The organism is Bradyrhizobium sp. G127 (assembly GCF_021502575.1).
In the GTDB taxonomy this organism is placed as follows: Bacteria; Pseudomonadota; Alphaproteobacteria; order Rhizobiales; family Xanthobacteraceae; genus Afipia.
Map to the genome: position 1 here is coordinate 2,290,572 of NZ_JAKFGN010000001.1, position 12,494 is coordinate 2,303,065.

The window sequence follows — 12,494 nt, forward strand, 5'->3', positions numbered from 1 at the left end:
TCCGGCCAGACCTTGGACGACGACCCTTCGATCACATTCTTCGGGGGCCGATGTAGCGGCACCAAGCTCATGAATCTTCCGATTTTCGGTAACAGGAGTCGCCGATGACCCAAGAAACGCTGGTGACAACGCGGATGCGGGTCGAGGGAATGGACTGCGCTTCCTGTGCGATCAAGATCGAGAACGCGCTGAAGCGCGTTGCCGGTGTTACGGAAGTCAATGTTTCCGCGTCCAGAGGAACTGTCATTGTAAAACATGACCTTCCGGACACGGAAACATTGCGCGTTCGGATAGTGGCTCTGGGCTACAAGGTTATTGGCACCGAGCACGTGTTTGCAAAGGTGGACCCAACTGTAGGGCAATCAACGGACGTGCATCAGGACGGTCACTCCCACGATCATGGTCCAATCGATGGGTCTTGGTGGCGGACGAGCAAAGGACTTCTCACGATTGCGTCCGGATCGGCTTTAGCCGCGGCATTCCTGCTGGGGAAAGCATTTCCGGCAACGGAACGTTGGGCGTTTCTGATAGCCATGCTGGTCGGGCTGATCCCGATCGGAAGACGAGCTATCTCTGCGGCGTTCACGGGCACGCCATTTTCAATCGAGATGTTGATGACGATCGCGGCCATCGGCGCGGTCTTTATAGGCGCAACGGAGGAGGCGGCCGCAGTCGTCTTCCTGTTCCTGATCGGAGAACTGTTGGAGGGCGTTGCTGCGAGTCGTGCGCGCGCCAGCATCCAAAATCTGACTGAACTCATTCCAAAGACCGCGAGGCTCGAAGAGAACGGCCAAGTTCGCGAAGTTCAGGCCGATACGCTTACGGTAGGCGCGATGATCCAGGTCCGCCCCGGCGATCGCATCCCGGCGGACGGCATCATCGTATCCGGAGAGAGTTCGATCGACGAAGCGCCGGTCTCCGGGGAAAGCATGCCTATCCGAAAGGGGCCACAGCAAAGTCTGTTCGCCGGGACGATCAACGGTGATGGGCTACTCAGTGTTCGGGTCACCGCTGCAGCCGCTGACAACACGATCGCACGGGTTGTTCGGCTGGTCGAGGAAGCTCAGGAATCGAAAGCACCGACTGAGCGATTCATCGATCGTTTCTCCCGCTACTACACGCCGGGCGTAGTCGTCGTTGCAACGTTAATCGCGACCGTCCCGCCGTTGCTCATGGGCGGTTTATGGAATGAGTGGATATACAAAGGACTGGCTATCCTCCTGATCGGCTGTCCCTGTGCTCTGGTGATTTCGACACCGGCTGCCATTGCCGCCAGCCTGTCTGCCGGTGCGCGGCGTGGGCTTCTGCTGAAGGGTGGCGCCGTGCTGGAGCAGATCGGCAAGATCACGATGGCCTGTTTTGACAAGACGGGCACGCTCACGGCCGGAAAACCGCAAGTCACCGATATCGTTTCGTTCGGTACCACAGAAGCCGATGTGCTGCGGGTCGCCGCGGCACTCGAGTCAGGATCCAGTCACCCGTTGGCGACGGCTATCCTGGCGAAAGCCTCGGAGCAGAAGTTATCGTTACCGCCGGCTTCGGATTCACAGGCCATCGGCGGAAAGGGCGTCCGTGCGACGGTCGATGGCAAACAGATCTTTCTGGGTTCGCCTCAGGCAGCCGACGATATCACGGCACTGAGCGACGAGCAAAACAGTCGCATTGTGGCGCTAAACGATGAAGGCAAGACGGTATCAGTCGTGCTGATCGACAAGATGCCTGCAGGCGCGATCGCGATGCGCGACGAACCGCGTCCGGACGCGGCGAGAGGCCTGAAGCTTCTGGCGGATATCGGCATTCGGACCTTGATGTTGACCGGCGACAATCGACGCACGGCGGCGGCGATCGGCAAACAACTTGGAATCGAGGTGCAGGCTGAACTGCTTCCCCAAGACAAGCAACGAATCGTCGGCGAGCTTCAGAAGGAGGGCTTCTCTGTTGCCAAGGTTGGCGACGGTATCAACGATGCACCGGCGCTCGCTGCTGCGGACGTCGGGATTGCGATGGGTGGCGGTACCGATGTCGCGCTGGAAACCGCCGACGCAGCGGTGCTTCACGGCCGCGTCGCGGACGTGGCCGCTATGGTTGATCTGTCGAAGCGGACGATGCTGAATATCAAGCAGAACATCACAGTTGCGCTCGGTCTCAAGGCCGTTTTCCTCGTGACCACGGTCGTCGGTGTGACGGGGTTGTGGCCGGCCATTCTCGCGGACACCGGTGCGACCGTCGTGGTGACATTGAATGCATTGCGCCTGCTGAAGCCACCCGCGATCTGACACGACGTCGAGGCAACATTTGTTTGAACAGAAGGATATCAACATGGGTTTCGACCAGTATCACGAACCGCCGGAAGAACTCTCGCAGGAAATTCGCACCTTCGCGCGGATGATCACTTCTCTGATCGAGGAGGCGGAGGCCATCAGCTGGTACGAACAGAGAATGTCTGTCGAAAAAGACAAAAGCGCCAAGGCGATCATGGCGAACGCGCAGAAGGAAGAATTCAAGCACTTCGGCATGAATCTGGAGTTTCTCTTACGCAAGAAGGTAGCCTGGCGGACCGAACTGCAGGGCATCCTTTTCACGAAGGGCGATATCGTGAAGCGCGGGGAGGCTGCCGAGAAGAAAGTCGATTGATCTGACATGGAGAAAAGTCATGGAGGAGAAAAGGTCGGGCCCGCGGACAAGGGTGCTGAAAGCCGGCACGATTGCTTTCGGCGGCGCCGTCATCGACTGCACCGTCCGAAACATGAGTACTTCCGGAGCGTTGCTCGAGGTCGCGAGTCCTCTCGGCATTCCACTTCGTTTCGTTCTCGTCATCCCTTCGGATCACATTTCTCGATCGTGCCGGCGGATCTGGGTGTCCGAACGGCGCATCGGGGTTCTCTTCGATCGCACGGACGAAGGCACGCCAGTGCAGACAAAAGGAAACGTCTCTTGAAAAGACGGTCGGCAATCCCGGTCGCGGCGTTTTTGCTGATGTCCCTGCAGGCCAGCGGGCAGTCGTCGGCGCGCAGCGGCATGGCCACGGAAAGACCGTGGGCATCCGAGCACATCGAGGGACTCCCAGTCGACATTAGACGGCGAATAGTTGCGCTTGAGCGCGTGTGCGGCAATGCGGCGGCCGCCGCCCATTACTTCGCGGTTTCAATCGAGGCAGGAGGCCGGCGCTTTGTGTCGCTGCATTTCGAGGAATTCGCCTGCGGGAACCGGGCAGCCGTCTGCAACGGTAACGGCTGTCTCCATGAAATCTACGCGGAGTCGCGTGGCCGCTATCGGATCGTGTTTAGCAGGAAGGCTTTGGATGTGAGGATGACGAACGCCGGAGGAATTGCCGGCTTAGAGGTCTCGCAGTTGGATACTAGTGAAACATATCGGTGGAACGGTCGTGGCTTCACGCCGGTTCGAACCGAAAGAAATGGACCATAGATGGCGTCTTCAATTATCCAGCACCTCCATCTCGGAGGCGCGAGCCTTAGCTATCGTAAGAAATTTCGGCTGTTCTTTACGGTTGTGGCCGTCGTCCTGGTGCTCGGATGCGTCAAGATCGGGGTGCACTATTTCGGATTGGAATTTCTCGAGCTGAACGCGCTGCTGACCAGTGGGATCGGCGGCGCCATCTTCATCATCGGTTTCCTTCTCTCCAGCATCCTCGCCGATTACAAGGAAGCTGAGCGCATACCCGCCGACATTCGCACCTCGATCGAGGCGATCGACGGCGATCTCGAATCGTTTGCTGTGGTTAACAAGGATTTCGATCTGCGCGGATGTCGGCAGATCCTGTTGGCGACGATTGACAAATTGCGAGCGGGTCTAAGCCATGCGCGCAATCACAAGGACATACCACCTGTCTTGGAAGAGGTTGCAAAGCTGACGCCGATTTTCGGGCGCCTCGAAGGGATGGGCATGGCGGCAAATTTCGTCGTCCGCCTGCGGACGACGCAGGATGTATTGCGCAGGTCGATGTTGCGCATCTATCAGATACAGCGGGTCGAGTTCGTACCGTCCGTTCACGTGCTGGTACAGACGCTGGTGTTCTCCATCGTGATCATGATGCTCTTCCTAAAGACGGAGGGGGACCCGGCATCCGCAATGATGTTCGGCTTCATCTCCTACATGTTTATCTACGCGTTGTACCTCGTCCGTCTTCTGGAGCAGCCCTTCGCAAGGGGGCATGGATCTCTGGACGACGTCAGTTTCTTTCTGTTCGACGAACTCGAAGAAAGGCTGCGAAAGTCGCTCGGCGGGGGCGCCGCCACGCAGCATAACAAACACGCGGAGGTCTAGCGATGCACGGCGGAGGTTCGACGGGAACTGCAGCGGCAAAACACGCAAATCGACTGCGTTGGGCACTGGCGCTGACCGGCACCTACATGATTGCAGAGGTGGTCGGTGCCTTGGTTACCGGCAGCTTGGCGCTGCTCGCGGACGCGGCGCACATGTTGACCGATGTCGGCGGCCTTGCGCTGGCGTTGCTCGCGATCCGTTTCGCGGCGCGTGAGGCCACTCCACAATTGACCTACGGTTATTTGCGAACGGAGGTGTTGTCAGCGCTTACCAACGCCGTAGTTTTGTTATTGCTGACAGTCTACATCTTGTACGAGGCGTATCAGCGCTTTCTAGCGCCGCCAGAAATTCTGAGCGGCCCGATGCTCATTGTCGCGGCGATCGGCCTCGTTGTGAACTTGATCAGTATGCGGTTGCTGGCCGGCGGGTCAGCCGAAAGCTTGAACGTCAAGGGCGCCTATCTGGAGGTGCTGGGCGACATGCTGGGATCCGTCGGCGTTATTGTCGCGGCCCTGATCATCATGTGGACGGGCTGGCGATTGGCTGATCCGATTATGGGTGCCGGCATTGGCCTGTTCATCGTGCCAAGGACATGGACCCTCCTAAAACAAGTGACGCATATCCTGATGGAGGGCACGCCGCCGAATATCGATTTGGCATTGCTGGAACGGAAGCTCATGGACATCCCCGGTGTGACCGCTGTTCAAGATCTGCACGTCTGGACTGTGACGTCCGGGTTTGACGCAATGAGCTGCCATCTCGTCGTCGCTGACATCTCGAAGGCCAGAGACGCACTGCAGAACGCCCGCCGCGTGATGAAGGATAATTTCGGTATCGACCACGTCACAATCCAAGTCGAGGACGATGTCTTGAGGGCGGAGGAGGCCGTGCTGCATGTTTGATGTCGAATACCGGCTCGCCACGCCTGGCGCTGTACCGCTTGCAGAAGTTCTATCCCTACGCCGCAGAACTTTTGGACACCTTGCATTATCCTCGTTACGCCAAATGAATGGCCTCAATGTTAGTCCAACCGCAGCTGAGTCACGTTCGTCCGATATTCGTGTCGGCGTAATCAACACGCCGGCGGTTCAGCAGCAGTACGGTCGCAATTTCGGCGTGTCGGTCATTCCATATCGCCCGGCGCTTCCGGTATTCACCTCCCCATTGGGTCCACGCCGATAGACGGTCCCGATGAAATCCGTCGAGCACATCTTTCAGGAATTCATCGACGCCATTCATACGGCGGAAAATGAAGGTGATTTCGAACGCATAGCGATACGCGTGGCACAGCGGCTCGGATTTCGGTGGTTTGCATATTTGCGGATAACCGATAATGAGCCGATCCTTATCTCTTCTTACCCGAAATCCTGGACCAACCGGTATTTTGCGTCGCGCTACCAGCAGCTGGACCCGGTCGTGCGCCGCGCCGCGCTCGAACATGACCTGTTCACCTGGAGCGGAGAGGCCGCAAAACCCCTGGGCACGCGGGCGCAGCGTGACTTTTTCGACGAAGCGACCACGTTTGGGATCCGGTCCGGCCTCACTGTCCCGATCCGCGGTGGCTTCGGACGTGTCGCGGCGTTCACGCTCGCCAGCGACGATCTTTCGAGAATGCCAGACTCGCTCATTGGTGAATCTAAGGAGATATTCCAGCTTCTGGGTCTCTATTTTCATAGTCATCTCACCGCGAAGCTGCAGCTCCGAGTACCCGTAATGACTCCGACCGTGACATTGACCCAGCGAGAGCGGCAATGCCTGATGTGGGCCTCGCGCGGCAAAACCGCCGCCGACATCGCCGTCCTCGCTGAAATCACGCCGCGCACCGCGAGCTTCCACCTGGACAATGCGCGCCGCAAACTCGGCGCGGTGTCCATCGCCCAATGCGTCGCCGAGGCCTTGCGCCAGGGTCTGTTGATCTAATTCCTGATTTCCGTCCGTTCCGCCGCGTTGTGTCCTAGCGATGGGCCACTTGCGCGCGTCCATGCAATGCATCACCAGCTCGAATTGAATGCGCAACATCACCCTGTTGAATCTTACAGGCGACGTACGTCGCGAAGATTTGCTTTTGTTACTGCTCCGCCAACCCGGAGGTCACAATGTATGCTATCGCGCTCACCAATCGGATGTTCGGTCAGCACCTTGATCTGCTCAACGCCATGTACCGGCTACGCCGTCGCGTCTTCAAAGAACGCCTGGATTGGACCGTTTCAGTCTCGGGGGACGTCGAATTGGATGTCTACGACATATTGAGTCCAACCTACCTGTTGGTCATGACGGGTGCCGGAAAGGTGGCAGGCAGCGTCCGGCTGCTTCCGACTACCGGGGCGAACATGTTGGCCGATACGTTCGCTATTCTGCTTGGCGGCGAACAGCCGCCATGCAGCGAACGAATTCTCGAGAGCTCGCGTTTCTGCGTCGACACCGAACTCGTGTTCGCGCTCAACGAGAACGGGTTGAACCGAGTAACTTTCATGCTGTTCGCGGCGATGATCGAGGCCGGGCAGGCTGCAGGCGCCGAGAAGATCGTCACGGTCACCGACACCCGTATGGAGCGCGTCCTGCGCCGCGCCGGGTGGCCACTTGCGCGCATCGCGGAGCCGCAACGGCTCGGGGAGACCATGGCGCTAGCAGGATACCTCGACGGATCGGATAAATCGCTGGCCGTAATGTATCGCCAGGCCGGCATCGCGGGCCCTGTCCTCGTCGAGCCAATGGCTGTGCGCGCGGTGGCATAGTTATCCCGACCTGTTGGACGCGACCGTTGTTCGGGCGAATGACGCCCGACAAATCCATCCACCTTCGTTAGGGCGTGTGGCCATGATCAGAAGCATCAAGATGGTGACTCTGCTGCAGACCTTGATCGCGGCCGAGCAGGGCAGCTTTCACAAAGCTGGCACGCTGCTCGGCATTCCCGCATCCACGGTCAGCCGCCGCGTCAGGAGTCTAGAGGCCCAGCTCGGCGTCAAGTTGTTCGACCGCCATCGCCATGGCATTCGTCCGACCGCCGCCAGCAACGCGTTTTTCAAACCGATCCGTCGCATCCTAGACGAACTCAACACGGTGCTGATCAATGCCAAAACCATCGCGCGCGGCAAGACTGGCGCGTTGAACATCGGCCTCTACGTTTCGCCGTCCTCAGGCCATCTGCGCATGGCGATCCGCGAGTACAAGCAGGCCTTCCCAAGTGTCGACGTGCAATATGTGGAAGGCGAACGCAGCCAGTTGATGGAGCGGCTCAACGCGGGTTCGATTGATGTCGCCATCGTCGCCGGTCATTTCCGCAGCGGCATGCACGACGTCGTCCCGCTATGGTCCGAGAAGATCCTGGTCGCGATGGTAGCAACCCATCCGCTCGCGGAGAAGGCCACGTTGACGTGGGACGATCTGCGCAAGGAACATATTCTGCTCGGCCGCGATCCCGGTCCCGAACTCAGGGACCATTTGTTGTCCAGGCTCAACGCATCCGGCGATCTGCCGGCCATTCGTCATTCCCATATCGGTCGAGATTTCGTGCTGAGCCTCCTCGATATCGAATCCGACATCACCCTGCTCTACGAGGCTGACACCGGAGCGCGGCACCCGGGCGTGATCTATCGTGAGATGGCCGATCACGATGGGCCGAGCCTGGTACCTTACTTCGCGTGTTGGATCACCAGCAACGACAATCCGGCGCTTCAGCACTTTCTGGATCTGCTCCGTCAGCACAAGGGTCCGCAGCATCAACCGCGCCGCGCGCGCGCCGGCTAATCCTGCTGCACGGGCTTCGCTCTGCGCGCCTTCAGGAACACGCGGTCGGTTGCCATGAAGCGCGCCAGCATCGGGGCGACGAGCTTGATCGGATCGGTCTGCTGGCCTGTCTCGCGCGTGAGAACTTCCGCATAGGCAAGGAGATCGCGGTGCACGGAGCCCGGCAATTCGGTCGTGATCTTCACAGGTTTGTCGTCGGGAAGGAGACCGAGCTTGAGCCTTGCCATGGAGTCATCCATCACGTCTTGTAAGGCGCGAGCACGAGATCGCGGTTGACAATCACGCGTACCGGGAAGCCCGGCCTGATCGTTAGCGTCGGCTGCACGTTGAGTTGGCGACGCACCAGGGTCTGGCCGCTCTGGTTGATGGTGTCCTGGCTGCCGCGGCGCAACGCGCGAACCAATGAGTTGTCACCGCTGAGCACGAGTTCGCTGCCGATCCCAAGCAGCGTCGAGATCGCCGCCGCTCGCAGAAGATTGCCCCAGTGATAGTCGACGCCATCCTCGAGGCCGGCATAGCCCTGGCTGTCGGCGCCGGACTGGCGCTCCAGCACAATCGACTTGCCGTTCGGCATGATGATCCGGCTCCACACTAGCAGCACACGCGATTGGCCGAACGAAATCTGGCTATCGTATTGCCCGATCAGGCGTGCGCCCTGCGGGACCAGCAGGAATTTCCCGGTCGGGCTGTCGTACACATTCTCGGTGACCTGCGCGGTGATTTCACCGGGCAGGTCGGAACGGATGCCGGTGATCAGCGCCGCCGGAATCACAGCGCCGGCTTGAACAATGTAGCGCGACGCTGGCTTCTCGATCCGGTCCGGACTGACGGTACGCTTGTCGGCGGCAGCATTGACGAAGGCGAGCTTGCGGTCCTGCATGTTCTGCAACGAGTCCGGATCGAGTGGCGGCTTGCCGTCGGCCACTGTCGCATTGGCCGTGGACGTTGCGGGAGACGCGGCGCTGCTTGACGCGGTCTGCCGCACGGAGGTCGAGGCGAAGACGCGGCTGACGCGGGCCGCTTCGTTCTCCTGCACGATCCGCTGTTCGCCGGCATCGAGCCCCGCGGTCGAAGCGCCTTGCGCGGCGAGGATCGGCCGCCCGAGATCGCCGGGAAGGGGCGGGCCGAGTTGCGGTACCGTGCGCGGCGGCGGCACCGTTTCGCGAGGCAGCCCGGCATAATCCTTCGGCAACGTCTGAAGTCCGTCCGCCGTAGTCTTGTGGTCGGTGCTGTAAAGCTCGGTGCCGTTGTCCTGGCGCACCGAGCGCGATTGCAGCGCCCAGATCATCGCGCCGAGCACGGCGATGCCGACGATACCGCCGAGCCCGGCCAGCACCTTGCGCGACAGCCTGGTCACGCGCGGGCGCTCAGGCCGCAGCCGCAATTGCGCCGTGAGCGCGTCGTCGGGATGGGGACGGGGATCGCTCACCATAGTTTCCATCCGTCGGTGCGCACGATCCGGACCTTCTGCTGATTGTCGCCGCCGAGACGAAGTTCGGCCGCGGCGAACAGTCGATCGACGATGTAGTAGTTCTGGCGGGCGCGGTAGTTGACGAGTTCGGCACCGCCGTCGCTGCCGATCACGAACAGCGGCGGCATCTCGCCTTGCGTAATTCCGTGCGAGAACTCGATGTAGACCTTCGACCCGTCATCGAACACCTGGGTTGGTCGCCACGGCGGCGTGTCGCCTTCAATGCTGTAACGGAAACGTAATTTGCCGAGATCGAGGCCGCTGTCGATCGGTGCCGCCGCATCGGCAGCCACATTCTGCCGGCGCAGCGCGATCAACTGGTCTTGCGGATATTGCCACGACACCGAGGCCATGTAGGTCTTCTCGGTGGAGCGCAGCTCCATCAGGTAAGTCCGCCGGTCGGTGTTGATGATGAGATTGGTGGTCAGATCCGCCCGCGTCGGTTTGGCCAGGATGTGGATGCGTTTGGTCGGACCCGCACCGCTTTCGGTGTCGCCGATCACCCAGCGCACCGTATCGCCGGCGGCGACCGGGCCGGAGCCGACCAGTTGTTCGCCCTCTTGTAACGCGATGTCTGTCACTTGGCCCGGCGCCGTATAGACTTGATAGAGCGCGCCATCGACAAAGGGATAGACCTGCACGGCGTTGAGATAGCCATGCCGCGTCGGCTGCACGCGCGCGGCGTCATTGGCCTTGGCGACCCGTTCCTTGGGATCCTTCGGTTCAGGTTTGGTGGTGGTTTTGCCGGGCAGTGGCTTGAGCTGGCCGGGAAGGGGAAGGATCTTGGGGAGTTCAACCACCTCGACGGGCTTCGGCGGTTCGGCCTGCAGCACCACCGGTTCCAGATCGTCGTAACCAATCTGTGGCGGCTTCCAGTTGTTGGCGCACCCGGCCACCGGGATGGCGCATAGTATAATGTGCAGCAGGGATCTGGATTGCATCAGCCGAGCTCCTTCGACCAGTTGAGGGCGTGAATGAAGACCCCGAGCGGATTACGGCGCAGCTTCTCTGCATCGCGCGGGGTCTCGATGACGATGGTGAGAATGGCGGTCCAGCGTTCGATCGCAGCGAGGCTGCCGTTCTCGTAGCGGCGCTCGACCCACGCGATCCGGAACGAATCCCGCGAGGCGCGGATCACGCTGGAGACATCGACCGCGATCTGGATCTTGCCGACTTTGGTGAAGGGATCGTTGGTGCGGGCATAATCATTGAGCGCGATCGCGCCGCGGTCGGTGACGAAGTCGTAGGCTGTCAGCCAATTCTGCCGAACGATGATCGGATCGACCGGGATCGACCGCACCTGCTCGATGAATCTCGCCAGATGCCAGGCGACCTGGCCGTCGGTCGGTTTATAGTCGGCGATCGCTGGCGCCACGGCTTGGGCCTGGCCGAGCTGGTCGACCTGCACCACCCACGGCACCACGGTGCCGCGCATGGCGTGCCAGACGAGTCCTCCGGCTAATCCCGCGGCGAGCGCCAGATTGCCGAATGCGATCAGCCGCCAGTTGCGCGCCTGCACCCGCGCCGAGCCGATGCGCTCGTCCCAAACTTGAGCGGCTTTTTGATACGGCGTCTCGGGCGCTGGCGTCTTGCCGTAGCGGACGCTGGGTCTGCGGAATGGATTCATGCGCGGTCATCCTGATTGAGAGGAACGGAATTCGAGCCGCCGTGATCGCCGGAGCGGACCGCGTGGGCGGCAGTGGATGCGCCGCTTTTCATGCTCTGGACCCGGTGCAGGCGTTGCGCCCAGGTGGGGGTGCCGGCGCTCGGTGAGGACGATGATGATGACGAAGACGACGGCGACATCCCGGCGAGCGAACCAACGCCGCGTGCGCCGGCACCCATCGCGCTGCCGGCGATGCTGGCGCCGGCGCGGGCTCCCATAGCTCCCGCTACACCCAGTCCGCCAGCCGCGAGCGCCGTGCCGACCGCGGCTCCGGCGCCGAGTTGCGGCGCGCCTGACACGAGGCCCGCCGCGACCGAAGGCGCGAAGATGCCGAGCCCGAACAGCGACAACGCTGCCAGCATGATCGCGAGCGCGTCCTCGATGGTCGGCTGATCGCCGCCGAAGCCTTGCGTGAATTCGCTGAAGAGCGAGGTGCCGATACCGACGATGACGGCGAGCACCAGGATCTTCACGCCGGAGGCGACGACATTGCCGAGTACTTTTTCGGCAAGGAACGACGTCTTGTTGAACAGCGCGAACGGAATCAGCACGAAGCCGGCGAGCGTCGTCAGCTTGAACTCGATCAGCGTGATGAAGAGCTGCACCGCCAGGATGAAGAAGGCGGCGACGACGATGACCCAGGCGACCAGCAGCACGAAGATCTGCACGAAGTTCGTGAAGAACGAGACGTAGCCCATCAGTCCGCTGGCCGCCTCGAGCAATGGCTTGCCGGCATCGACACCGACCTGGGCGAGTTTGCCGGGCCGCAGGAAGTCGGCCGACGACAGCGCCGAACCGGCAGCCTTGAGCCCCAACTGGGAGAAGCTCTCGAACACCACCCGGCACAGGCTGTTGAAGTTGCCGATGATGAAGGCGAAGAAGCCGATATAGAGTGTCTTCTTGATCAACCGCGCGATGACGTCGTCATCCGCGGACATCGCCCAGAACAGGCCGGCCAGCGTAATGTCGATCCCGATCAGCGTTGTGCTGAGGAACTGGACATCGCCGCCGACCAAGCCGAAGCCGGAATCGATGTAGCGGGTGAACACGTCGAGGAAGCGATCGATGACACCGGTGTTGTTCATGGCTCACTTCCCTACGGGTGGCGGCAGGATGCGCTGGCGCGCTTCCGCCCAGGCGCTTTGGCAATCGGCATCGTCGGCAGCAGCTTTTGGCCCCAGCGCGCTGCAGCGCAGCAGGCGGGCATCGAGCGGATCGCTCGCCGGCGGCGGAGCCTCGTCGCGGGCTTGCCGCAATGGGATCGTGCAGCCGGTCGCGGCGAGCGCGAGTAACGAGAGGACTGCGGTGCGAACGAGGGTGATCATG

At 61.0% G+C, this 12,494-nt stretch carries 15 protein-coding genes; 9 read left to right on the forward strand and 6 right to left on the reverse strand.

Annotation, left to right across the window (positions count from 1 at the left end):
* Positions 1-104 precede the first annotated feature (104 nt).
* The 9 genes from LVY71_RS10740 (at position 105) to LVY71_RS10780 (ending at position 8,031) form a co-directional block, all read left to right on the forward strand.
* On the forward strand, positions 105-2,276 hold the full coding sequence (locus tag LVY71_RS10740) for a heavy metal translocating P-type ATPase (RefSeq protein WP_235099769.1): 2,172 nt from the start codon (positions 105-107) through the stop codon (positions 2,274-2,276).
* 43 nt (positions 2,277-2,319) lie between these two features.
* Positions 2,320-2,634: a ferritin family protein gene (locus LVY71_RS10745; RefSeq protein WP_024920105.1), complete on the forward strand. Its 315-nt coding sequence runs from the start codon at positions 2,320-2,322 to the stop codon at positions 2,632-2,634.
* A gap of 19 nt (positions 2,635-2,653) precedes the next feature.
* Positions 2,654-2,938, forward strand: coding sequence for a PilZ domain-containing protein (locus tag LVY71_RS10750; RefSeq protein ID WP_024920104.1), 285 nt, complete (start codon positions 2,654-2,656; stop codon positions 2,936-2,938).
* Positions 2,935-3,426 (forward strand): hypothetical protein, encoded by a 492-nt coding sequence (locus tag LVY71_RS10755; RefSeq protein ID WP_024920103.1) that lies wholly within the window; start codon positions 2,935-2,937, stop codon positions 3,424-3,426. Before LVY71_RS10750 ends, LVY71_RS10755 begins: the two co-directional genes overlap by 4 nt.
* A complete protein-coding gene (locus tag LVY71_RS10760) occupies positions 3,427-4,284 on the forward strand; it encodes a hypothetical protein (protein ID WP_024920102.1) in 858 nt (285 codons plus the stop codon). It begins immediately after the preceding gene.
* A 2-nt stretch (positions 4,285-4,286) separates the two neighbouring features.
* Positions 4,287-5,186 (forward strand): cation diffusion facilitator family transporter, encoded by a 900-nt coding sequence (locus tag LVY71_RS10765; RefSeq protein WP_024920101.1) that lies wholly within the window; start codon positions 4,287-4,289, stop codon positions 5,184-5,186.
* A gap of 289 nt (positions 5,187-5,475) precedes the next feature.
* Entirely contained in the window at positions 5,476-6,204 is a 729-nt protein-coding gene (locus LVY71_RS10770) for an autoinducer binding domain-containing protein (protein ID WP_024920100.1), read from the forward strand.
* A gap of 176 nt (positions 6,205-6,380) precedes the next feature.
* Entirely contained in the window at positions 6,381-7,019 is a 639-nt protein-coding gene (locus LVY71_RS10775; protein ID WP_024920099.1) for an acyl-homoserine-lactone synthase, read from the forward strand.
* Between the two features lie 13 nt (positions 7,020-7,032).
* On the forward strand, positions 7,033-8,031 hold the full coding sequence (locus tag LVY71_RS10780) for a LysR family transcriptional regulator (RefSeq protein WP_235099770.1): 999 nt from the start codon (positions 7,033-7,035) through the stop codon (positions 8,029-8,031).
* Here the strand turns inward: LVY71_RS10780 and LVY71_RS10785 are convergent.
* Genes LVY71_RS10785 through trbK-alt form a run of 6 tightly spaced genes read right to left on the reverse strand, consistent with a single transcriptional unit; the run spans position 8,028 to position 12,493 of the window.
* Complete coding sequence (locus LVY71_RS10785) at positions 8,028-8,258, reverse strand: DUF2274 domain-containing protein (RefSeq protein ID WP_024920097.1); 231 nt, start codon at positions 8,256-8,258, stop codon at positions 8,028-8,030. The two genes, LVY71_RS10780 and LVY71_RS10785, sit on opposite strands and share 4 nt — an antisense overlap.
* A gap of 11 nt (positions 8,259-8,269) precedes the next feature.
* A complete protein-coding gene (locus LVY71_RS10790) occupies positions 8,270-9,463 on the reverse strand; it encodes a TraB/TrbI/VirB10 family type IV secretion system protein (protein WP_024920096.1) in 1,194 nt (397 codons plus the stop codon).
* Positions 9,457-10,443 carry a P-type conjugative transfer protein TrbG gene (gene trbG / locus LVY71_RS10795; protein WP_235099771.1) on the reverse strand — a complete coding sequence of 329 codons (987 nt, stop codon included), beginning with the start codon at positions 10,441-10,443 and terminating at the stop codon, positions 9,457-9,459. The genes LVY71_RS10790 and trbG overlap by 7 nt, the downstream gene beginning before the upstream one ends.
* Positions 10,443-11,129 carry a conjugal transfer protein TrbF gene (trbF, locus tag LVY71_RS10800; protein ID WP_235099772.1) on the reverse strand — a complete coding sequence of 229 codons (687 nt, stop codon included), beginning with the start codon at positions 11,127-11,129 and terminating at the stop codon, positions 10,443-10,445. Before trbF ends, trbG begins: the two co-directional genes overlap by 1 nt.
* Positions 11,126-12,253 carry a P-type conjugative transfer protein TrbL gene (trbL, locus tag LVY71_RS10805; protein WP_024920093.1) on the reverse strand — a complete coding sequence of 376 codons (1,128 nt, stop codon included), beginning with the start codon at positions 12,251-12,253 and terminating at the stop codon, positions 11,126-11,128. Before trbL ends, trbF begins: the two co-directional genes overlap by 4 nt.
* Before the next feature lie 3 nt (positions 12,254-12,256).
* Positions 12,257-12,493 carry a putative entry exclusion protein TrbK-alt gene (gene trbK-alt, locus LVY71_RS10810; protein ID WP_235099773.1) on the reverse strand — a complete coding sequence of 79 codons (237 nt, stop codon included), beginning with the start codon at positions 12,491-12,493 and terminating at the stop codon, positions 12,257-12,259.
* Position 12,494: the final 1 nt, after the last annotated feature.

Bases quoted from the DNA above. Each gene is read 5' to 3' on its own strand.
- LVY71_RS10740 (WP_235099769.1), top strand. From the start codon at position 105: ATGACCCAAGAAACGCTGGTGACAACGCGGATGCGGGTCGAGGGAATG.
- LVY71_RS10745 (WP_024920105.1), top strand. From the start codon at position 2,320: ATGGGTTTCGACCAGTATCACGAACCGCCGGAAGAACTCTCGCAGGAA.
- LVY71_RS10750 (WP_024920104.1), top strand. From the start codon at position 2,654: ATGGAGGAGAAAAGGTCGGGCCCGCGGACAAGGGTGCTGAAAGCCGGC.
- LVY71_RS10760 (WP_024920102.1), top strand. From the start codon at position 3,427: ATGGCGTCTTCAATTATCCAGCACCTCCATCTCGGAGGCGCGAGCCTT.
- LVY71_RS10765 (WP_024920101.1), top strand. From the start codon at position 4,287: ATGCACGGCGGAGGTTCGACGGGAACTGCAGCGGCAAAACACGCAAAT.
- LVY71_RS10770 (WP_024920100.1), top strand. From the start codon at position 5,476: ATGAAATCCGTCGAGCACATCTTTCAGGAATTCATCGACGCCATTCAT.
- LVY71_RS10775 (WP_024920099.1), top strand. From the start codon at position 6,381: ATGTATGCTATCGCGCTCACCAATCGGATGTTCGGTCAGCACCTTGAT.
- LVY71_RS10785 (WP_024920097.1), bottom strand. From the start codon at position 8,258: ATGGCAAGGCTCAAGCTCGGTCTCCTTCCCGACGACAAACCTGTGAAG.
- LVY71_RS10790 (WP_024920096.1), bottom strand. From the start codon at position 9,463: ATGGTGAGCGATCCCCGTCCCCATCCCGACGACGCGCTCACGGCGCAA.
- trbG (WP_235099771.1), bottom strand. From the start codon at position 10,443: ATGCAATCCAGATCCCTGCTGCACATTATACTATGCGCCATCCCGGTG.
- trbF (WP_235099772.1), bottom strand. From the start codon at position 11,129: ATGAATCCATTCCGCAGACCCAGCGTCCGCTACGGCAAGACGCCAGCG.
- trbL (WP_024920093.1), bottom strand. From the start codon at position 12,253: ATGAACAACACCGGTGTCATCGATCGCTTCCTCGACGTGTTCACCCGC.
- trbK-alt (WP_235099773.1), bottom strand. From the start codon at position 12,493: ATGATCACCCTCGTTCGCACCGCAGTCCTCTCGTTACTCGCGCTCGCC.